Annotated in this window: 18 protein-coding genes; 11 read left to right on the top strand and 7 right to left on the bottom strand. The window is 62.0% G+C overall.

Annotated features, from left to right (window positions below):
* Nucleotides 1–2: 2 nt before the first annotated feature.
* From lpxA to lpxB, 3 genes are read left to right on the top strand one after another with little or no spacing between them, the layout of a single operon-like run.
* Complete coding sequence (gene lpxA, locus ANTHELSMS3_RS17765; RefSeq protein ID WP_094036044.1) at nt 3–788, top strand: acyl-ACP--UDP-N-acetylglucosamine O-acyltransferase; 786 nt, start codon at nt 3–5, stop codon at nt 786–788.
* A 6-nt stretch (nt 789–794) separates the two neighbouring features.
* The gene (locus ANTHELSMS3_RS17760; protein WP_094036043.1) at nt 795–1583 is read left to right on the top strand and encodes an LpxI family protein; all 789 of its coding nucleotides are present in this window, start codon (nt 795–797) and stop codon (nt 1581–1583) included.
* A complete protein-coding gene (lpxB, locus tag ANTHELSMS3_RS17755) occupies nt 1583–2743 on the top strand; it encodes a lipid-A-disaccharide synthase (protein ID WP_094036042.1) in 1161 nt (386 codons plus the stop codon). Before ANTHELSMS3_RS17760 ends, lpxB begins: the two co-directional genes overlap by 1 nt.
* A gap of 81 nt (nt 2744–2824) precedes the next feature.
* On the opposite strand, the gene tkt is transcribed toward lpxB, so the two are convergent.
* Entirely contained in the window at nt 2825–4840 is a 2016-nt protein-coding gene (tkt, locus tag ANTHELSMS3_RS17750) for a transketolase (RefSeq protein ID WP_094037214.1), read from the bottom strand.
* 242 nt (nt 4841–5082) lie between these two features.
* Here tkt and ANTHELSMS3_RS17745 point away from each other — a divergent pair, with 242 nt between their 5' ends.
* Nucleotides 5083–5769, top strand: a complete 687-nt coding sequence (locus ANTHELSMS3_RS17745) for a hypothetical protein (protein ID WP_094037213.1) — start codon at nt 5083–5085, stop codon at nt 5767–5769.
* The gene (locus ANTHELSMS3_RS17740) at nt 5766–6167 is read left to right on the top strand and encodes a cell division protein ZapA (RefSeq protein WP_094036041.1); all 402 of its coding nucleotides are present in this window, start codon (nt 5766–5768) and stop codon (nt 6165–6167) included. The genes ANTHELSMS3_RS17745 and ANTHELSMS3_RS17740 overlap by 4 nt, the downstream gene beginning before the upstream one ends.
* A gap of 104 nt (nt 6168–6271) precedes the next feature.
* Here ANTHELSMS3_RS17740 and ANTHELSMS3_RS17735 read toward each other — a convergent pair whose 3' ends face one another.
* The 4 genes from ANTHELSMS3_RS17735 to xth all read right to left on the bottom strand — a co-directional run bounded on the left by ANTHELSMS3_RS17735 (nt 6272) and on the right by xth (nt 8686).
* Nucleotides 6272–6964: a hypothetical protein gene (locus ANTHELSMS3_RS17735; protein WP_094036040.1), complete on the bottom strand. Its 693-nt coding sequence runs from the start codon at nt 6962–6964 to the stop codon at nt 6272–6274.
* A gap of 92 nt (nt 6965–7056) precedes the next feature.
* Entirely contained in the window at nt 7057–7419 is a 363-nt protein-coding gene (grxD, locus tag ANTHELSMS3_RS17730) for a Grx4 family monothiol glutaredoxin (RefSeq protein ID WP_094036039.1), read from the bottom strand.
* A gap of 169 nt (nt 7420–7588) precedes the next feature.
* Nucleotides 7589–7825: a BolA/IbaG family iron-sulfur metabolism protein gene (locus ANTHELSMS3_RS17725; RefSeq protein ID WP_094036038.1), complete on the bottom strand. Its 237-nt coding sequence runs from the start codon at nt 7823–7825 to the stop codon at nt 7589–7591.
* A 78-nt stretch (nt 7826–7903) separates the two neighbouring features.
* On the bottom strand, nt 7904–8686 hold the full coding sequence (gene xth, locus ANTHELSMS3_RS17720; protein WP_094036037.1) for an exodeoxyribonuclease III: 783 nt from the start codon (nt 8684–8686) through the stop codon (nt 7904–7906).
* A 412-nt stretch (nt 8687–9098) separates the two neighbouring features.
* On the opposite strand from xth, the gene ANTHELSMS3_RS17715 reads away from it, so the two are divergent.
* The 3 genes from ANTHELSMS3_RS17715 to ANTHELSMS3_RS17705 all read left to right on the top strand — a co-directional run bounded on the left by ANTHELSMS3_RS17715 (nt 9099) and on the right by ANTHELSMS3_RS17705 (nt 11832).
* Nucleotides 9099–9818 (top strand): DUF6749 family protein, encoded by a 720-nt coding sequence (locus ANTHELSMS3_RS17715; RefSeq protein ID WP_094036036.1) that lies wholly within the window; start codon nt 9099–9101, stop codon nt 9816–9818.
* 65 nt (nt 9819–9883) lie between these two features.
* Entirely contained in the window at nt 9884–10942 is a 1059-nt protein-coding gene (locus ANTHELSMS3_RS17710) for a DUF6902 family protein (protein ID WP_094036035.1), read from the top strand.
* Nucleotides 10939–11832, top strand: coding sequence for a DMT family transporter (locus tag ANTHELSMS3_RS17705; RefSeq protein ID WP_094036034.1), 894 nt, complete (start codon nt 10939–10941; stop codon nt 11830–11832). The genes ANTHELSMS3_RS17710 and ANTHELSMS3_RS17705 overlap by 4 nt, the downstream gene beginning before the upstream one ends.
* Before the next feature lie 105 nt (nt 11833–11937).
* On the opposite strand, the gene ANTHELSMS3_RS17700 is transcribed toward ANTHELSMS3_RS17705, so the two are convergent.
* Together ANTHELSMS3_RS17700 and ANTHELSMS3_RS17695 are read right to left on the bottom strand one after the other, a co-directional pair.
* Entirely contained in the window at nt 11938–12261 is a 324-nt protein-coding gene (locus tag ANTHELSMS3_RS17700; protein ID WP_089277759.1) for a HesB/IscA family protein, read from the bottom strand.
* Nucleotides 12262–12594: 333 nt separating this feature from the next.
* The gene (locus ANTHELSMS3_RS17695; RefSeq protein WP_094036033.1) at nt 12595–13734 is read right to left on the bottom strand and encodes a trypsin-like peptidase domain-containing protein; all 1140 of its coding nucleotides are present in this window, start codon (nt 13732–13734) and stop codon (nt 12595–12597) included.
* 372 nt (nt 13735–14106) lie between these two features.
* Here ANTHELSMS3_RS17695 and ANTHELSMS3_RS17690 point away from each other — a divergent pair, with 372 nt between their 5' ends.
* The 3 genes from ANTHELSMS3_RS17690 to argS all read left to right on the top strand — a co-directional run bounded on the left by ANTHELSMS3_RS17690 (nt 14107) and on the right by argS (nt 19012).
* Nucleotides 14107–15315, top strand: coding sequence for a deoxyguanosinetriphosphate triphosphohydrolase (locus tag ANTHELSMS3_RS17690; protein WP_094037212.1), 1209 nt, complete (start codon nt 14107–14109; stop codon nt 15313–15315).
* A 61-nt stretch (nt 15316–15376) separates the two neighbouring features.
* On the top strand, nt 15377–17221 hold the full coding sequence (locus ANTHELSMS3_RS17685) for a cation:proton antiporter (RefSeq protein WP_094036032.1): 1845 nt from the start codon (nt 15377–15379) through the stop codon (nt 17219–17221).
* Between the two features lie 48 nt (nt 17222–17269).
* A complete protein-coding gene (argS, locus tag ANTHELSMS3_RS17680) occupies nt 17270–19012 on the top strand; it encodes an arginine--tRNA ligase (protein ID WP_094036031.1) in 1743 nt (580 codons plus the stop codon).
* Nucleotides 19013–19038 lie beyond the last annotated feature (26 nt).

Here is a 19038-nt window from a genome sequence, read left to right as displayed (position 1 = left end):
CTGTGGACACGGTGATCCATCCTGCCGCAGTCGTCGAGGACGGTGCGCGGCTCGGACAGGGCTGCGTGATCGGCCCGTTCTGCCATATCGGGCCAGAGGTGGTGCTGCACGACGGTGTCGAGCTGAAAAGCCATGTGGTTGTCACCGGCACGACAGAGATCGGTGCAGAGACAGTGATCTTTCCCTTCGCCGTGATCGGAGAGATCCCGCAGGACCTGAAGTTCCGTGGCGAAAAGACCAGTTTGGTAATCGGTGAGCGCAACCGTATCCGCGAGCATGTGACCATGAACACCGGCACTGAGGGCGGTGGCGGCGTCACGCGCATCGGCAACGACGGGCTGTTCATGGCGGGTTGTCATGTGGCGCATGACGTTCAGGTGGGCAACAATGTGATCCTCGTCAACAATGCCGCGCTGGCCGGTCATTGCGTGATTGAGGATGAGGTGATCATCGGCGGTTTGTCGGGGGTCCATCAATGGGTGCGCATCGGGCGCGGCGCGATCATCGGGGCCGTGACCATGGTGACCAATGACGTGATCCCACACGGGTTGGTGCAGGGGCCGCGCGGTGTATTGGATGGGCTGAATCTGGTTGGCCTCAAGCGGCGCGGCGTGGCCCGGTCCGACATCACAGCGTTGCGCGCGGCCTTTCAGATGTTGGCGCAGGGCGAAGGGGCCTTTCAAGATCGCGCGCGGCGACTGGGTGAAGAAACCCAAAGTGACTATGTACGCGAGATCGTCGAATTTGTGCTTGGCGACAGCGACCGCAGCTTTCTGACACCGGGTTGAGGGACGATGCTGGCCTTGATCGCAGGGCGCGGAGCCTTGCCCGCCGCTGTGGCCGAGGCCGCGTCCGGGTCTTTCCTGGTCTGTGGGCTGGAGCAGTGTCCACCTGATCACCTAAAGGCCGATCACCTGTTTCGGTTGGAGCGGTTGGGCGGTTTGCTTGTTTGGCTGAAAGCGCGCGGTGTGACCCAGGTGTGTCTCTGTGGGGCCGTGACTCGACCCGACCTGTCACCTACACGATTGGATTTTCGGACCTTGCCGCTTGTCCCGCGAATTCTGCGCGCGCTGCGTCATGGCGACGACGGTGCCTTGCGGATCGTCATTAACATTCTCGAAGGGGCGGGTTTCACCGTGTTGGCGGCGCATGAACTGGTGCCGGACCTGTTGCCTGACGCGGGTGTGCCGACTGTGTCCCAGCCGGGAGATGCGGCGGTACAAGCGGCCAGTGTTGGCGATGGTGTCTCTGACGATCAGGCGCGACGCGATTTGGGGCAGGCAAGTGTTGTGCAAGCCTCCCAGATCATCGCGCGCGAGGGGCAGGACGGCACCGATGCCATGCTGCGCGGTCTGGGGCCAGAGGCGCATGGTGGGGTTCTGTACAAGGCATCCAAGCCCGGTCAGGACCGCCGCGCCGATTTGCCGGTGATCGGGATCGGCACGGCAGAGGGAGCAATCGCCGCCGGTCTTGCCGGCATTGTGATAGAGGCAGGCGGCGTCATGGTTCTGGACCGTGTCCGCGTGATAGAACGGCTAAACGCTGCGGGACTATTCCTCTGGGTGCGCGAAAGGGGGACGTAATGCGGGTGTTTATCACCGCTGGGGAACCCTCTGGGGATCGCCTTGGCGCGGCGCTGATGGCGGGGCTGAAAGAACTGGTGCCAGATGTCACCTTTCGCGGCATTGGCGGACCGCTGATGCAGGCCGAAGGGTTGGACAGCCTGTTCGACATGGATGAAATCAGCATCATGGGGATTGGTGAGATCCTCAAGGAATACCGCCACCTCAAGGCGCGTATTCGACAGACCGCCGATGCGGTTGTGGCCGAGCGGCCTGACGTGCTGGTCACCGTGGACCTGCCAGAGTTCAGCCTGCGTGTGGCGCGGCTGGTCAAAGCGGTGTCTGACGTGCGCGTGGTGCATTATGTGGCCCCCACCGTCTGGGCATGGCGCCCCAAGCGCGCCGAAAAGATGGCGGCACATGTGGATCAGGTGCTGGCCTTGTTGCCGTTTGAACCGCCTTACATGGAGGCGGCAGGCATTCCCTGCGATTTTGTTGGTCATCCAGTGGTGATGGAACCGCAGGCCACGACAGATCAGGTGCTGGCTTTTCGCGCGCGCCACGGAATCACCGGAGAGATGGCGTTGATCCTGCCGGGGTCGCGTCGGTCCGAGGTTGGTCGTCTGTTGCCGATCTTTGCGCAGGTCGCGCACCAACTGCACGCTATGCGACCGGATCTGCGGATGGTGATCCCCGCCGCCGGGCCAGTTGCGGCCACGGTGCGCGCTGAGGTGGCCAATTGGCCGGGCGCGCCGCTGTTGATTGAGCCTGCCAATGACCCCGACGGATTGGACAAACGCGCGGCCTTTGCGGCGGCGGATGTGGCGCTGGCGGCCTCGGGCACGGTTTCATTGGAACTGGCGGCAGCGGGGACGCCGATGGTGATCGCCTATGACATGAGCTGGCTTAGCCGCCAGATCATTGGCCGGATGCTGCGTGTGGACAGCGTAACGCTGGTCAGCCTGGTGTCCGAAACCCGCGTGATCCCGGAGTTCATTGGCGCCAAATGCCTGCCCGGACCGATCACACAGGCCATCGGCGCAGTTCTGGACGCGCCCGGCGCGCAACAGTTGGCGATGGATCTGACCATGCAGCGGCTGGGGCGCGGCGGGGAACGGCCCGGCCTGCGCGCTGCGCGTGCCGTTTTGGACCGCTTGCCGACAGGCAAGCCGCTGCACTGATCCCACCGCGACAAGAAAAGAAAACGGGCCGGAAACTGATGTTTCCGGCCCGCTTCCCTGTGTCGTAGATCAAAAGGAGGCTCAGAGCATACCTTTGACCTTTTCCGCCACCGCCTCGGCGGTGATGCCGAAATGCTTAAACAGTTCTTCGGCCGGTGCCGACGCACCGAAACCGGGCATCCCGACAAACGCACCCTTGTCGCGCTTGCCACGTTCCCCGAACAGCCAGCGGTCCCAGCCAAAGCTGACCGCAGCCTCAACCGCGACGCGCACCGGACCACCCGGCAACACGCGACGGCGATAGCTTTCGTCCTGTGCCTCGAACAGCTCCCAGCAGGGCATCGACACAACCCGCGTGCCGATCCCCTCGGCCTGCAACAGATCGCGTGCGGCCATGGCAATCGACACCTCAGAGCCGGTCGCCATCAGAATCGCCTGACGCTTGCCCTCTGCATCGGCCAAGACATAGGCGCCTTTTTCGGTCAGGTTGGCGTTCTTGTGCTCCAACCGCACGGTGGGCAGGCCCTGACGGGTCAGCGACATGACCGACGGCGTACCGGTCTGGCGCAGCGCGATTTCCCAGGCCTCGGCGGTTTCGACCGTGTCGGCGGGGCGGAACACCAGTGTGTTCGGCGTGGCGCGCGAAATCGCAAGATGTTCGACCGGTTGGTGGGTCGGGCCGTCTTCGCCCAGACCAATGGAGTCGTGGGTCATGACAAAGACCGTCGGCGTCTGCATCAGCGCGGCCAGCCGCATCGCGGGGCGCGCGTAGTCGGTGAACGCCATGAAAGTGCCGCCATAGGGGCGCACGCCACCGTGCAGCGCCATGCCGTTCATCGCCGAGGCCATGCCGTGCTCACGGATACCGTAGTAGATGTAGCGGCCCTTGCGGTTGTCGGTGTCAAAGACACCCAGATCGCCGGTCAGCGTGTTGTTCGATCCAGTCAGATCGGCAGAGCCGCCCAGCGTTTCCGGCATCACCGGGTTGATCACCTCTAGCGCCATTTCGGATGCTTTGCGGGTGGCCACCTTTGGCGCGGTCTCGGACACCTGTTTTTTCAGGGCCTTGATCACAGCCGACAGTTTTTTCGGCGCTTCGCCGGTCATGACGCGGGTGAACTCGGCCTGACGGGCCGCGCTCATGTCCGCCAGACGGGTTTCCCACTCGGCGCGATCCGCAGCACCGCGCGATCCGGCCTTTTCCCACCAGGACTTGACCTCGGCGGGAATGTCGAACGGCGCCGATGTCCAGCCCCATGCCTCTTTGGCGGCATTGTTCTGGTCATCGTTGGTCAGCGCGCCGTGACCTTTCGAAGTGTCCTGCGCCGCGTGGCCAAGGGCGATATGCGACTTGCAGGCGATCATGGACGGCTGTCCGGTCTTCTTGGCGGCGTCGATGGCGGCGTCGATGGCCTCTGGATCGTGGCCGTCGATTTCCTGCACATGCCATCCCGATGCCTTGAACCGAGCGACCTGATCAGTGCGATCCGACAGTGACACCTTGCCGTCGATGGTGATGTCGTTGTTGTCCCAGAAGACAATCAGGTGGCCCAGTTCCAGCCGCCCGGCAAGACCGATGGCCTCATGGCTGATGCCCTCCATCAGGCATCCGTCGCCAGCGATGACATAGGTATGGTGGTCAATCAGTTTCCGGCCAAACCGCGCGCGCAGGCTTTCCTCTGCGATGGCGAACCCGACAGAGTTGGCGATGCCCTGACCCAGCGGGCCGGTCGTGGTCTCGATCGCCTTGGCGAGGAAGTTCTCTGGGTGACCGGCGGTTTTGGCGCCCAGTTGGCGGAAATTCTTGACCTGCTCCAGCGTGATCTCGGGGTCGCCGCACAGATACAGCAGCGCATACAGCAGCATCGAGCCATGGCCGGCCGACAGGATAAAACGATCACGATCAGCCCATTCGGGCTGGGCTGCGTCGAACTTGAGGTGCTTCGAGAACAGCACGGTGGCGACGTCGGCCATGCCAATGGGCATGCCCGAGTGACCTGAATTGGCGGCCGCGACGGCGTCAAGCGCAAGCGCGCGGATGGCCGTGGCGCGCATCCAGTGATCCGGATTGCGGGTACGAAGCTCTTGGATATCCACCGGGTTTCGATCCTCTGGCTGGGGGTTTTGCCGCGTCAATAGCAGCCATGTGGCGAAGTGCAAGCAATGCGCCGCGTGGCGCATGAAGGCCGCCGTCTAAGGCCTTGGAAGATAAGGGGGCGCATTTTCCTTTTTCGCTTGTTAAACTTTCCAGAACCCAAAGTGCGGCGATTCGGTCCACAGGGAAAAGGCACCCCGCGCACAGCGTGCACCGGGCCGGGCAAGAGGACGAAACAGGGCATATGAGCCAGATCGAGGACTTGCAGTCGCGGATCACACGCGCACTGGATCGCATCGGGCAGGGGATCGACGGGTTGAACCCCGGCCCTGCACCAGAGGATTATGAGGCATTGCGCGGCCGGGCAGAGGCTGCCGAACAAGAGTTGGCCCAGACACGAGAGGCCTTTGCCGCAGCGCGTGAACAGGCCGAGGCTGACCTGGACGCCGCAGTGGCAGCCGTTCGTGTTGACGCGGCTGCAGAGATGGAACGCGCTCTGGCAGAGGCGCAGACGATGTCGGACACCGATGAGGGCGACACGCCCGAGGTCACAGAGCTGAAAGAGGCGCTGGACGAAGAGCAGATGGCCAATGCCCAGTTGCAAGAGCGATTGCGCGTGCTCAAGGCGCGCATGGCAGAGGCCGAGGACGCCACCAGATCTGAAGCTGCAGGTGCTGCGTCGTTGGCGGCGTTGGACGCAGAATTGCAGAAATTGCGCGCCGCCAACGAAGAGCTGATGGCTGCCAATGCCGCCCTGCGCGAGGCCAACGCCCAGGGTGTCGGTGAGCCAGAGTTGATCAATCGTGGCATGGAGGCCGAGCTGGAGGCGCTGCGCGCCGCGCGCTCTGCCGAGGCGGCAGAGACCGGGGCAGTGCTGGACGCGCTGACACCGCTTCTGGCGGAGGCCGCAGAAGACGGGAGTCAGGGATGAGCCAGATGGAAGTCGAGATCAAGATCGGCGGTCGCAGCTTTGAGGTTGCCTGCCAACAGGGCGAAGAACAGTACTTGCTGTCGGCGGCCCAACTGCTGGACACAGAGGCTCAGGTGCTTGTGACCCAGATCGGCCGGATGCCCGAGGCGCGGATGTTGCTGATGGCGGGGTTGATGCTGGCGGACAAGACCGCCGGGCTGGAAGAACGGCTGCGCGAGGCACAGGACAAGCTCAAGGCTGTCGAGGGCGAACTGTCCGAGCTGAAGTCAAAGCCAGCGCCCGTTCCTGAAAAGGTCGAAGTGGCGGTTATTCCGGACGATCTGACCGATGCGCTGGCCGAAATTGCCGCCCGTGCAGAGGCGCTGGCCAATACATTTGATGAGGCACAGGCCGGGTAAACGACCTGTCGGTCAAGCGATAGTGGACGGGGCGATGTGGCGACAACAGCGCCTTGTCCCGTTCTCAAACCAGCCTGCGCCTTTCGTCTTCTAAACAGCTGGCGTCATCCGCTCAGTTTCTGGCTCAACGCTCGCCCCAGTTCGACAAAACGCAGCATGTCATCGGTGCCGCGCAGCAGTCCGGTCCGCCTGATCCGCAGCCCCTCTCGCCCCAGCGAAACCACTGGCTGCATCGCCTCGTTCAACCCTTTGCGCGCCTCGATCAGTTGGGGCACGTCCCGCACCGGGGCCAGGGCGGCCTCACATCCCGGCGTTGCAAACAATGTGCCGCGCCCGTCGCCGGACACCGCGCGCAAATCTGACGCCTCGTCGCCCAACCCGCCGGTCATCCGGTCCAGCAGCATCTTTCCGAGCATGCCGCCTCCGGTCTTGGCCAGCATCATCTCTGCCATGGCTGCGGTTTTTTCCGGGATCTCCGGCCCCAGCAGCGCCAGCCCGGAGTCCAGCGCCAACCGGGATTGGGTAAACTGGGTCCAACGCCGCGTGCTGCCATTGCCGCCCGGTGTTCCGCTTGTCTGCACATACTGCACCAGCTCCCACCCCTCAGACGGGTCCGATATCACCGACCGGCTGCCGCGCCCGCCGGTTGAAGGGGTATGGTGATAGGTCCAGCCCTGTTCGGCTGCAAATGTCTTGAGTTGCTCCCGTTTCTGATGTCCGCGCCGGACCGCAAGGGCGATCAGTCCGGTTCCCAGAAACGACGCAAGGATCAGGGTTACGACAACAAAAAGCTCCACGACAACTCTCCAGAGTTCAAACGTCAGAATTGAAAATGGCGGGCAGGTTGAACCTGCCCGCCATCACAATTTTTCTGACGCTTTGCCTTGGGTCAACCGTTGGCTTCGCGGATCTTTTCTGCGGCGTCCTTGTCGTAGGCAACGCCGTTGGCCTCGAACAGCTGGTCCAGTTCGCCTGACAGGGTCATCTCGGTGATGATGTCGCAACCACCGACAAATTCACCTTTGACATACAGCTGCGGGATGGTCGGCCAGTCGGAGTAGTCCTTGATCCCTTGGCGGATGGCATCGTCCGCCAACACGTTCACGTCGTTATACTCGACACCCATGTAGTTGAGCACACCGGCCACGCGGCTGGAAAAGCCGCACTGAGGCATGGCCTTGTTGCCCTTCATGAAGAGCACGACGTCATTGGCTTTTACGGTTTCGTCGATCTGGGTCTTGGCATCGCTCATATCTGTCTCCGTTTCCACGCCCGTCGGCGCATTTGTCGTTGGACCCGCCACAGACGTGGTCCATGTCTGAGTAATTGCGGCATTCTGCAGAGCAAAAAGATGACCGCATCGTAAATTCCAAACGCCGCGTACAGCAGTGCGTTCAGCACCTAGCCTGCGGCCTCACCCATCAGTCGGGTGCTTTGGTCGTCAGGGCTAGCGCGTGCAATGCGCCATCGGGACCGTCCATCTTACCTTTGAGCGCGCCGTAAACCGCCCGCTGCTGCTGAACACGGTTCTTTCCGCGAAAGCTTTCGTCGATGACAAGGGCCGACATGTGGACCCCGTCCTGTCCATCGACAGAGATCTTGGCGTCGGGAAAGGACTGACGCAGCAGATCCTCTAGTTCCTTGGCATACATCGGCATGGGCGGCTCCGCTCGTTTCGGTGTTTCCGATTGAAATAGGGTGTCATCCGGGGGCGTGCAAGCGGCGTCCCCGCGACGTCAGGCCGCGAGGTCTATCCAGACCGGCACATGGTCCGAGGGTTTTTCGCGGCCGCGAATGGCAGAGTCGATCTGGCAATCGGTCATCAGGTCGGCCGCCGCCGGGGTCAGCAACAGGTGGTCGATGCGGATGCCGTTGTTCCGTTGCCACGCGCCCGCCTGATAATCCCAAAAGCTGTAGTGACCCGGTGCCTGCGTGCGGGCGCGGAATGCTTCGGTAAAGCCAAGGTTCAGGATGCGGCGAAACGCGGCCCGGGTTTGCGGCAGGAACAGCGCGTCCTCGGTCCAGACCTCGGGGCGGGCGGCATCCTCGGCCTGCGGGATGACGTTATAGTCGCCCGCCATCAGTGCGGGTATCTCGTCGGCCATCAGTTCGCGGGCGCGGGCCTCCAGCCGGTCCATCCAGGCCAGTTTGTAGTCGTACTTGGGGCCGGGGGTCGGGTTGCCGTTGGGCAGATACAGCCCGCAGACGCGCACTGCCTGCGTGTCGCCCATCACTGTGGCCTCGATCCAGCGCGCCTGTTCGTCGCTGTCATCACCGGGCAGCCCGCGCCGAACATCCTCCAGCGGACGTTTGGACAAGATCGCAACCCCGTTAAAGCCTTTCTGTCCGTGAGTTTCGACGTTGTAGCCGCGATCCTCAAAGGGCTCTCGCGGAAAATTCTCATCGACCGACTTAATTTCCTGACAAAGCACAACGTCCGGTTGCGCCTCGTCCAGCCAATCTAGCACGGCAGGCAGGCGTGCCTTGATTCCATTGATGTTGAAAGTGGCGATTTTCATGACGGGACTCCTGCCGGTGCGGTCCTCATGGATTGCAGGCAACACGGGTCCGGTCAAGCGTCACAGAAAAAGTGCTGAATTGTACCAGTTGAGTTGAGCATTGTGTCGAGACTGCAACCTATTGGCGTCTGGGGCGTCACAAAACACCCGCTCTGGTCCATATGATTCGGGGTTGAAACGCACGTCTTCGGCTTTGCAAAGCGGCGTTGCCTTGCAAAGTTTGAAACTATCCACAGAAAATTTGTTTCTGTGGATAAGCCGTATTGTGACGGATTTCGAAACGGCTGCCCGAATCGAAATTGTGGATAAGCAAATTATTAAACAACCTTAACAAGAATTAACTTTTTTGCAAACAGCTTTTGCGTGCAGATTTCAAGGGCATAGCAGCTCAACCTGGACAAGGAGCGACACCATGACTGCCCTCATCAATATCCATAGCCCTGAAGAAATCGTTTCCAGCGCGGAAACGAGCGCCTTTGCCGGCGACGCCGTCGAGGCGTTCACCTCGTGGTCTGGCCCGACGACTGGCGACCTCTTCTCGGGTGGCTCCGTCGAAGCCTACACGTCTTGGTCCGGGCCGGCGACCGGCACACGCGAAACGGGCGATTCCGTCGAAGCTTTCACCTCTTGGTCGGGTCCCGCAACTGGTGATGTGGACCGTGGCGACAATGTCGAGGCGTTTACCTCATGGTCCGGCCCGGCGACCGGCGACGCTCAGCGCGGCGACAATGTGCAGGCGTTCACGTCCTGGTCTGGTCCCACAGCGGGCGACCGTGACGCAGGCGACAATGTCGAGGCGTTTACCTCGTGGTCCGGCCCGGCGACCGGCGACGCTCAGCGCGGCGACAATGTGCAGGCGTTCACGTCCTGGTCTGGTCCCACGGCAGGTGACCGTGACGCAGGCGACAATGTCGAGGCGTTTACCTCATGGTCTGGTCCAGCGACCGGCGACGCGCAGCGCGGCGACAATGTGCAGGCGTTCACGTCCTGGTCTGGTCCCACGGCAGGCGACCGTGATGCAGGCGACAATGTCGAGGCGTTTACCTCGTGGTCCGGTCCGGTGACCGGCGACACCGAAACCGGCGACAGCGTTCAGGCCTTTACCAGCTGGTCGGGTCCGGCACGCGCCTAATTTCAAACACCGATACCCGGGCGGGGCGGGGACGCTCTGCCACATGACAGCAGGAGATCCCAGAGATGAGCAATATCATCCAACTGACCGTCCCGTCCCGGATACCCCCACTGGAAGCGCGGATTACCGCGCTTCTGGGAGCCTTTGCAGATCACCGGCGCACCGGCGATGACGTGTTCTGGTTGAAGGAAAACGCCGAACTTCTGAACATTCTGGAATGTACCGGCCAAAGCGTTGCGCCAGAGGCGCTGGCGCGGCACGCGGGGTTTTATGCCGACGCGGTGACCCGGCTGGAATTCTTTCCACAATACTACCGCTTTCTGCTGTCGATGTCGCTCGATCTCGAAGATCTCGGGATGCCGGGAAACGAAGCCCAAAGGATGGTGGATTTCGCCGCCCGCGAAGGTCTGGCAGAGGCCGAGCTTTCGGATCTGCAACGCGCCGAGGCGCGCCGTCTTATGTCGCGCCGGGGGATTGATCCCGTTCGCGACGACGGGTTGAACGACCGGTTGCGCGCCTTTTGCGCCCGCACCGCGACCTTTGCGCTGCCCAACAAGAAAGCCGCGTATGAACTGACCCACATCGTCTACTACCTGTCGGAATACGGCCGCCGCGATCCCGATCTGCCAGACGAGGCAATCCAGAGCCTGCATTTCGCCGGGCTGACCGCCTTTCTGGATCAGAACGCCGATTTGGTGGCCGAGGTCTGCATCGCGTTGCACTACGCAGGGCGTACGCCGCCCGCTGTATGGACCGCGTGGCTGGAACAAGAGACCGCCGCGTATGGGATAACCGCTGATCCGTCCGCCTCACTCAATGACGACTACCATGAATATCTGGTGTGCAACTGGCATCAGGCGGTCACAGGCTCTGCGTTGTTCCGCAAGCCTGTCTGCGACGACCGGTTGCATTTCAAAAGCGGGGCCCGGCCGCAGACAGTTCTGCGCGAACTCAGCCAAGCCATTTACGGTCTTGATCGCCGCTCTGGCGACTGGGGGCGGATGCGGCCCATAATGGAACCGTCGCTGTCGCCGCAGGCCCGAGACGTTCTAAGTGTTGCCGTCAACTCGAGCACGCTATTCGATGCCTATTTTGAGGGTTTCGCCCGGGCAGGCCGCGCATGAACCGGGTCGTTTTGTCCAGCGCAATGGTGGGGGCGGCGCTGATCGTCGCGTATACCGGCATGATGGCCGCAGCGGATGGCATCACCAAGTTCATTGCCGGGGGCTATGCGGCTCCTCAGCTTTTTGTGCTGTCTTCTGCGCTGGTCATGGCTTTCGCGCTTGCCGGGGCGCGGGCCACTGACACGGGTCCGGGTCTGCGCATCCGGTCGAAAAAGCCCATGATCGTGCGATCGGTATTGACGGTTATCGCATCGGTTGCGTTTTTTCAGGCATTTCGCCTTTTGCCCTTTGCCGATGTCTTTCTGTTCATCGGGTTGATCCCGCTGATCGCCGCTGTCCTGTCCGGCCCGATCTTGAATGAGACACCGCGCCCGGCCGCATGGGCGGCGCTGGCCCTTGGGGCGGGCGGTATCCTGTTCTTGATGCCGGGTGGTGTATCAAACGCGCAGGCTGGCCATGCCTGGGCCCTGTTAGCCGCGGTGACAGGCTGCGGGTCGATGCTGGCGGCGCGTGTCATCGCCAAGGCAGAACGCGCACCGTTGGCACAGGTCTTCTGGCCCAATGCCGCGTTGATGGTGACCATGGCCGTAGCACTGCCCTTTGTCTGGAAACCGATGAGCCTGACCGACATGGGCTGGGTCGTCGCCTACGCCGCTGCGTTGTTCGCCGCCCGCTACATCGTGGCAGAGGCGCTGCGCTTGCTGCCTGCCTATGTTGCCACTCCGCTGATGAACCTGCAATTTGTCTGGATGGTGGTGATCGGCTTTCTGGCCTTCGGCGAGATCCCGACAATCGGCACTTGGGCGGGGGTCATGCTGGTGGTCGGCTCTGGCATGTGGTTGATCCTTGAGGAACACCTTGGCCGTCCGCGGGTCATCCCGGCTGAGTGAATCTGTAACATCAGTACAAAAGCCAAGGGCGTCCAAAACGGACGCCCTTTTTCATGTCTTTCCCGGTGGAGGGCAAGGACATCCTGCGCCGCCAATGATCCGGTTTCAGATCGAAAAGGACGTCCCGCAGCCACAGGAACTGGTGGCATTCGGGTTTTCGATCACAAAGCGCGCGCCGATCAATTCATCCGAAAAGTCGATCACCGCACCGGACAGAAAGGGGAGGGACACCGGATCTACAATGACCTGTTCGTCGCCGCCTGCAATCACCAGATCGTCGTCCGCCGGTGCGTCAAGTTTGATCTCATACTGAAAGCCGGAACAGCCGCCGCCCTCGACGGCCACGCGCAATGCCTTGCCGTCTGTTCTGGCGCCGATCTCGGCCAGGCGTGCAAACGCGCGGTCCGTTACTTTCGGTGGCAGGTGCATGTCGTTTTCCCCTGAGATAGCTTTCACAATCGATCTAGGCATAAGTGGGCGATGCTTCAACCCGTGGCATTCGGCCTCGGCTGGCGGCAAAAGCCAACCCGCGCTTCAGCGTGTGCACCGTGTCATCGTCGGGCAAAGTGCAAATGTCCCTTCGCAGGTAACACTTGAAGAGGCGGTAAACAGAAGGCCGAAGGCTGCGAGCGAGGCCAAGGAGATTGACCGCCTAGCCCCTCCATCCAACTCTGGAAATCATATCGCTTTCGACCCGAACTGCCAAAGACAGCAAAGGCCCCCACCCAAATGGGGCGGGGGCCGAGGCATCGCGATGCTGGATTACTGCTGGTCGCTGATCCAATTGGCCAGATCCAGCGTCTGCTGGGCAAAGCGGCGTCCCGTCGACAACTGATGGCTGAGGTGCAGGCCGACCACCGCGCCGGTGGCGGCGTCAAAGATCGGTGCGCCCAGGTCGCCGAAATCACTATGGCAGCTGTGCTCAAACGTCTTGGCGGGCAGATAGGCCGGGTCGGCGTGAACCGCACCACAGTGCTGGAACTGCATCGACTCGCCGCGCGGATGCGACAGCATGAACAGCGGCGACCGGGGATCGGGAATCGCCTTGCCGACGCGCTGGATGCGGTCCGCAGAAAAGCTGGTGTCAGGATCGGCGATATGCAGAACCGCAATGCCGGTTTCGCGGCTCGACAGGGTGGGGTCGAGCGTCAGGACATAGCCCTGTGCGGACCATAGCCGCTGATCGGGGAACACATGGTCAAAGACGATGCGGATTTCCTCAATTGTGCTGGCGTGTGTGTTCGGGTTCTCAAGAACACCGGGCACACAGGCATAAGAGGTCGCCACAACGGTGGGGCCAAAGACAAAGCCGGTGCAGAACACGGGACCATAATCGGTGGACACCCGCAAACGACCGGTGCCGCGCACGCTGTTGACGATCGACACTTCATATCCGTCGCCATAGTCGGGGGCGGCAAAGGTGATGTAGGGCATTTCCTCGACCGGTTTGGCGTCGGTGGAAGAGGCCGGATCCAGCGGTACGCCGGACAGTCGCGGGCCAAGAGGGCGGGGCTGCGGGGGCGGCGTTGGGACGAGCGTCTGGCGCGGGGTGATTGGATCGGGTGCCACGAACGGCGGCACGGGCGGTCGTGTGGCTCCGGGGTTGATCAGGGGTTGCGTGATCACTTGTTCGGGCGGCGGCGCGGGTCTGGGCGTCGGAGCAGGCGGGCGTGTCCCGCCAGGGTTCGGCGCCTTGGCCGGCGGGGCGCCGGGATTGATCGCCGTTGGGTTTTTCGACCGTATGTTGGTCAGATCCTTGTCCTTGTCGGGCTTGGCCGTGGGGTCAAGGACCAGGGTTTCGGTCGTTGGTTTAATCTTATCGGCCTCGCTTTGCGCAATCGCAGACGCGGGCAGGGCGAGGATAATACAGCTGAGGGCAACGCTGCGCAGGGGGCTGAACATGGCTTTCTCCAAGGGTTGGACTCTTAAATTCTTGGTCCCAGTCTACCTTTGGCAGGGGGTTACGCATAGTAAGGTTCCCCGGACGTTTTGACGGCAGCCAAATCACCAAGTGTCTGAAAAGGTTGAAACCGGCTGCGGGGCGATCCCGAAGGCGACCGAACCCGTTGCCACGATGGACGTGCGTTGAGTCGTTGGCCGGTTTGATAGCCACATCCAGTGCAAGGGGGACGGTTTCTCGCGCAAGGGAACGGGGCCTGCACCGTGAAACAGTGGGGTGTCGGGCCGCGCACCCGCAATCCCTGTCGCACGTCGTTGTTCTTGCAGGGGGCAGCGGGTATGACGGCCAAGAACAGACAGCCTGGGACAGAATTCATGCGCGCCAATTTTGCCTCGACGCCTGAGGGCGCACGCGGTCGTCGCTTTCCTGAAGAGGAAAGCGCTCATCGCTCTTGCTTTCAGCGCGACCGCGACCGGATCATTCATTGCTCCGCCTTCCGGCGGCTGAAACACAAGACGCAAGTCTTTGTGGAACATGAGGGTGATTTCTATCGCACCCGACTGACCCATTCGATCGAGGTGGCGCAGGTGGCGCGGACCATCGCAGGGGCGCTGGGGTTGAACTTTGATCTGACAGAGGCGGTGGCGTTGGCGCATGATCTGGGTCACACGCCCTTTGGTCACACCGGTGAAGAAGCGCTTGACGCGCTGATGGCCCCTTACGGTGGGTTCGACCACAACGCGCAGACGCTGCGGATCGTCACCCGGCTGGAACGCCACTATGCTGAATTTGACGGTTTGAACCTGACTTGGGACACGCTGGAAGGTATTGCGAAGCACAACGGTCCTGTTGCGCCGCTTGGCCCTGACGGCCAGTTGACCGGCGATGTCCCTTATGCGCTGGCCGACTACAATGCTGCACACGATCTGGAATTGCACACACATGCCAACGCAGAGGCACAGGTGGCGGCGCTTTCGGATGATATCGCATACAACAATCACGATTTGCATGACGGGTTACGCGCTGGTCTTTTCACCGAAGACCAGATTGCCGATCTGCCCATCGTCCGCGACGCCTATGCAGAGGTCGATGCGAAATACCCCGACACCGACAGCTATCGTCGGCGGCACGAGGCGCTGCGGCGGGTTTTTGGTGCCATGGTCACTGACCTGATCGAAACTTCGCGCGCGCGGCTTGCGGCCTCTGGCGCGACCAACGCGCAGGACATCCGCGACATCGGCCATCCGGTGATCGGGTTTTCCGATGCGATGTGGGGAGATCTGAAACAGATCCGGTCGTTTCTGTTCAGCAATATGTACCGAGCGCCGCATGTGATGGAGCAACGCAGCCGCGTCACGCAGGCGGTGAATGAGTTGTTCCCGGTCTATCTGGCCGATCCGACCTTGCTGCCGCAGCGCTGGCAGGGCGATGTGGCACAGGCCCCCGATGAAACGACGTTGGCGCGACTGGTTGCGGACTATATAGCCGGGATGACGGATCGGTTCGCTTTGCAGCAGCATGCGCATTATTCGGGGCGCGACGTGCTGGAAGGGCTGTGGCCCGGTCAGGACGCGGGCGCCTGAAAGCGGCGGATCGCGCCAAACCAGTTGGCCAAGGCCAAAGCAACAGGGCAAGGAGCGTTTCATGGCAGTGGCAGAAGCAGGCGGGTTAGACCCTGTTTTGGCCTTCGGGCTTGTTGGGGCGCTTGGCGTTGGCAGCCAGTGGCTGGCTTGGCGGCTGCGTCTGCCGGCTATTGTGCTGATGCTGGTGGCTGGCCTGGTGATTGGTCCGGTGACGGGTGTGCTGGACCCGGCAGTGCAGTTTGGCGACATGTTGCAGCCGATGATTGCCGTCGCCGTCGCCATCATCCTGTTCGAGGGCGGCCTGACGCTGGATCTGCACCGGCTGTCGGATGCGGCCAAGGGTGTTCGCAGGTTGGTGCTGATCGGTGTGCCGCTTGGCTGGCTGGCCTCGACCTCGGCCTTGCATTGGGTTGCGGGACTTAGCTGGGAGACCTCTGCCGTCTTTGGCGGTATCATGATCGTCACTGGTCCTACCGTCATTGCGCCGCTCTTGCGGCAGGCACGCCTGCGTCGCCGTCCCGCCGCACTGTTGCAGTGGGAGGCCATCGTTAACGATCCGGTGGGCGCGCTGGCTGCGGTGCTGGCCTTTGAGGTGGTGCTGGTTCTACGCACCGCGACGGGGGCAGGTCCGGCGGTGATGGAGCTGTTGATCGGCATTGCCATGGCCAGTGCGCTTGGCCTTGCGGGCGGTTGGGGCATCGTGCGCGCCTTTCGTCAGGCGCTGGTGCCGGAATACATGAAGGTGCCGGTGCTGTTTGTGGTCTTGCTGGCAGTTTTTGCCGTCGCGGACCATGTGTTGCACGAATCCGGCCTGCTGGCCGTGACTATCATGGGGCTGTGGATTGCCAACGCGGGCCTGCCCAGCTTTGCCGAGCTCTACCGTTTCAAGGAACACGCCACTGTCCTTTTGGTATCGGGTGTTTTCATTCTGTTGGCGGCAGGCATGAGTTTCGAACGCCTTGCCGTTCTGGATTGGCGTGCAGGGGCTTTTGTGCTGGCAGTGATCCTTTTGGCGCGGCCCTTGCCGGTGCTGGCGGCTTTGGCTTTTACCAATGTGGAATGGAAAGAGCGGTTGCTGGTCGCCTTTACCGGGCCGCGCGGCGTTGTGCTGGTGGCGGTTGCGGGGCTGTTCGGCGAACGTCTGGTGCAGATCGGGGTCGAGGACGCCGACAGGGTTGCGCCGCTGGCCTTTGCGCTGGTCGCTGCCACCGTGGTGCTGCACGGGTTTACCCTTGCCCCCATGGCGCGACTGTTGGGGTTGACCGCCTCGCGGCTGCCGGGGGTTCTGATCATGGGCGGGTCGAAATGGGCCGTAGAACTGGGCGCGGCGTTCAAGAAGATGGAATTGCCGGTCATCATTGCGGACCCAAACAACGCCCATCTGCGCAGCGCACGAGAGGCTGGGATCGACACGTTTTACGGTGACATCCTGTCCGAAGCAGCCGAGGATCGGGTTGAATTCGTCGTCTACGAAAAGCTGATCTGCGCCAGTGACAACGACGCCTACAATACGCTGGTTGCCACAGACCTTGCGCCGGAGTTCGGCCGCGAGAACATCTTTCAGATCAAACGGGTCCGAGACACCTCCAGCCGCCACAGTCTGCCTGCCACGCTAGGCGGCAAGGCGCTGGGCGCGGATGAGACGTTTTTTGAGGCGAACGCCGTGATCGCGGGGGGCTGTGAATTCCGCGTAACCAAACTGTCAGAGGAATACACGCTTGAGGATTGGCGCGCCGCCCAACCCGATGCCGTGGCCATGGCCGAATTGGGGCCAAACGGCACCCTTCGTCTGTTGGGGCCAGAGGATGAGTTGCGCGGAACACCCGGGACGCGTTTGCTGGCACGGCTGCCGAAACGGGCGGAACGACGACCGCAGAAAGAGGACACCGCCACGGCGGACGTTTGACGCGCCCCGCCAAAGTGATAGAGACCGGCCAACTCTGGAGCCGCTGACATGAACCTGTTTTCCGATATCCGCGCCCTTGTGATCGAGGGCATCGACGCATTGCAATCCGAGGGCGCGCTGCCCGAGGGGCTGAATACCGATCCGGTCACCACCGAGCCGCCGCGCGATCCGCTGCATGGCGACATGGCTACGAACGCCGCCATGGTTCTGGCCAAGCCCGCCAAGGCCAAGCCACGCGATATCGCCGAGGCGCTGGCCGCCAAGCTGCGTGCGGATTCCCGCATTGCAAGCGCCGAGGTGGCTGGACCCGGCTTTTTGAACCTCCGCTTGGCACCGTCGGTCTGGCAGGCCCTGCCGACAGCGATCTTGCGCGAAGGCACGGCCTATGGTCGTTCGAGCATGGGGCAGGGCAAAAAGGTCAACGTCGAATATGTCTCGGCCAACCCGACCGGCCCGATGCATGTCGGTCACGCGCGGGGGGCTATCGTTGGGGATGCAATGGCGTCGTTGCTGGCCTATGCCGGATACGATGTGACGCGTGAGTACTACATCAACGACGGCGGCGGTCAGGTCGACGTGTTGGCACGGTCGGTCTACTTGCGTTACCTCGAAGCTCATGGCCAAGAGGTCGAATTTCCCGATGGAACCTACCCCGGGGACTACCTTGTTGCAGTCGGCGAGGCGCTCAAGGGCAAGGTCGGTGATAACTACGTCGACAAGGGAGAACAATTCTGGCTGGCCGAAGTGCGCGAATTCGCAACCGACGCGATGATGGAGTTGATCCGCGCCGATCTGGCGGCGTTAGGCGTGCATATGGACCACTTCTTTAGCGAAAAGTCGCTCTATGGTACTGGCAAGATCGAGGCAGCCATCGACAGCCTGCGGGCCAAGGGGCTGATCTATCGCGGCGTGCTGGAACCGCCCAAGGGCAAAAAGCCCGAGGATTGGGAACCACGCGAACAGACCCTGTTCAAGAGCACCGAACACGGCGACGATGTGGATCGCCCGATCATGAAATCGGATGGCAACTGGACCTATTTCGCGCCGGACATTGCCTATCACTATGACAAGGTGGAGCGCGGTTTTGATCTGCTCATCGACATCTTTGGTGCCGATCACGGCGGCTATGTCAAGCGGATGAAGGCGGCGGTTTCCGCCTTGTCCGATGGCCGCGTGCCGCTGGAGATCAAGCTGATCCAGCTGGTGAAGCTGTTTCAGAAAGGCGAACCGTTCAAGATGTCCAAGCGAGCAGGGACTTTTGTCACTCTGCGCGATCTGGTCGATCTGGTCGGGCCTGACGTGGCGCGTTTTCACATGCTGACCCGCAAAAGCGACGCGGCGCTGGATTTCGATCTCGACAAGGTTGTTGAGCAGTCCAAGGAAAACCCGGTCTTTTATGTGCAATACGCCCATGCGAGGATCTGTTCGGTGCTGCGCAAGGCGGCGGAGGCGGGGGTGGATGTCAGCGACGCCGCATTGGCCGCTGCTGACCTGTCCGGCATGACCCATCCGGCGGAAATCACGCTGGCGGGCAAGCTGGCAGAATGGCCGCGTCTGGTGGAAATTGCCGCCCGCACGCAGGAGCCGCATCGCATCGCCACCTATCTCAGCGAACTGGCCGCCGATCTACACGGGTTGTGGAACCGGGGCAACGACAGCCCGGAATTGCGCTTTGTGCAGGATGATCCGTCTGCAACACAGGCCAAAATTGCGCTGGCACGGTCCGTGGCGGTTGTGATTTCCGCCGGTCTTGGTATCCTTGGCGTGACCCCGGTGGAAGAAATGCGCTGACAAAAGCCGCCTCCGCCGGGATTTGA

The sequence above is a fragment of the Antarctobacter heliothermus genome (assembly GCF_002237555.1).
Lineage (GTDB): Bacteria > Pseudomonadota > Alphaproteobacteria > Rhodobacterales > Rhodobacteraceae > Antarctobacter > Antarctobacter heliothermus_B.
This window is presented reverse-complemented; position numbering and strand designations above follow the sequence as displayed.

Coding starts and splice junctions, on each gene's coding strand:
- ANTHELSMS3_RS17760 (WP_094036043.1), top strand. CDS start 795: ATGCTGGCCTTGATCGCAGGGCGCGGAGCCTTGCCCGCCGCTGTGGCC.
- lpxB (WP_094036042.1), top strand. CDS start 1,583: ATGCGGGTGTTTATCACCGCTGGGGAACCCTCTGGGGATCGCCTTGGC.
- ANTHELSMS3_RS17745 (WP_094037213.1), top strand. CDS start 5,083: ATGAGCCAGATCGAGGACTTGCAGTCGCGGATCACACGCGCACTGGAT.
- ANTHELSMS3_RS17740 (WP_094036041.1), top strand. CDS start 5,766: ATGAGCCAGATGGAAGTCGAGATCAAGATCGGCGGTCGCAGCTTTGAG.
- grxD (WP_094036039.1), bottom strand. CDS start 7,419: ATGAGCGATGCCAAGACCCAGATCGACGAAACCGTAAAAGCCAATGAC.
- ANTHELSMS3_RS17725 (WP_094036038.1), bottom strand. CDS start 7,825: ATGCCGATGTATGCCAAGGAACTAGAGGATCTGCTGCGTCAGTCCTTT.
- xth (WP_094036037.1), bottom strand. CDS start 8,686: ATGAAAATCGCCACTTTCAACATCAATGGAATCAAGGCACGCCTGCCT.
- ANTHELSMS3_RS17715 (WP_094036036.1), top strand. CDS start 9,099: ATGACTGCCCTCATCAATATCCATAGCCCTGAAGAAATCGTTTCCAGC.
- ANTHELSMS3_RS17710 (WP_094036035.1), top strand. CDS start 9,884: ATGAGCAATATCATCCAACTGACCGTCCCGTCCCGGATACCCCCACTG.
- ANTHELSMS3_RS17705 (WP_094036034.1), top strand. CDS start 10,939: ATGAACCGGGTCGTTTTGTCCAGCGCAATGGTGGGGGCGGCGCTGATC.
- ANTHELSMS3_RS17700 (WP_089277759.1), bottom strand. CDS start 12,261: ATGCACCTGCCACCGAAAGTAACGGACCGCGCGTTTGCACGCCTGGCC.
- ANTHELSMS3_RS17695 (WP_094036033.1), bottom strand. CDS start 13,734: ATGTTCAGCCCCCTGCGCAGCGTTGCCCTCAGCTGTATTATCCTCGCC.
- ANTHELSMS3_RS17690 (WP_094037212.1), top strand. CDS start 14,107: ATGCGCGCCAATTTTGCCTCGACGCCTGAGGGCGCACGCGGTCGTCGC.
- ANTHELSMS3_RS17685 (WP_094036032.1), top strand. CDS start 15,377: ATGGCAGTGGCAGAAGCAGGCGGGTTAGACCCTGTTTTGGCCTTCGGG.
- argS (WP_094036031.1), top strand. CDS start 17,270: ATGAACCTGTTTTCCGATATCCGCGCCCTTGTGATCGAGGGCATCGAC.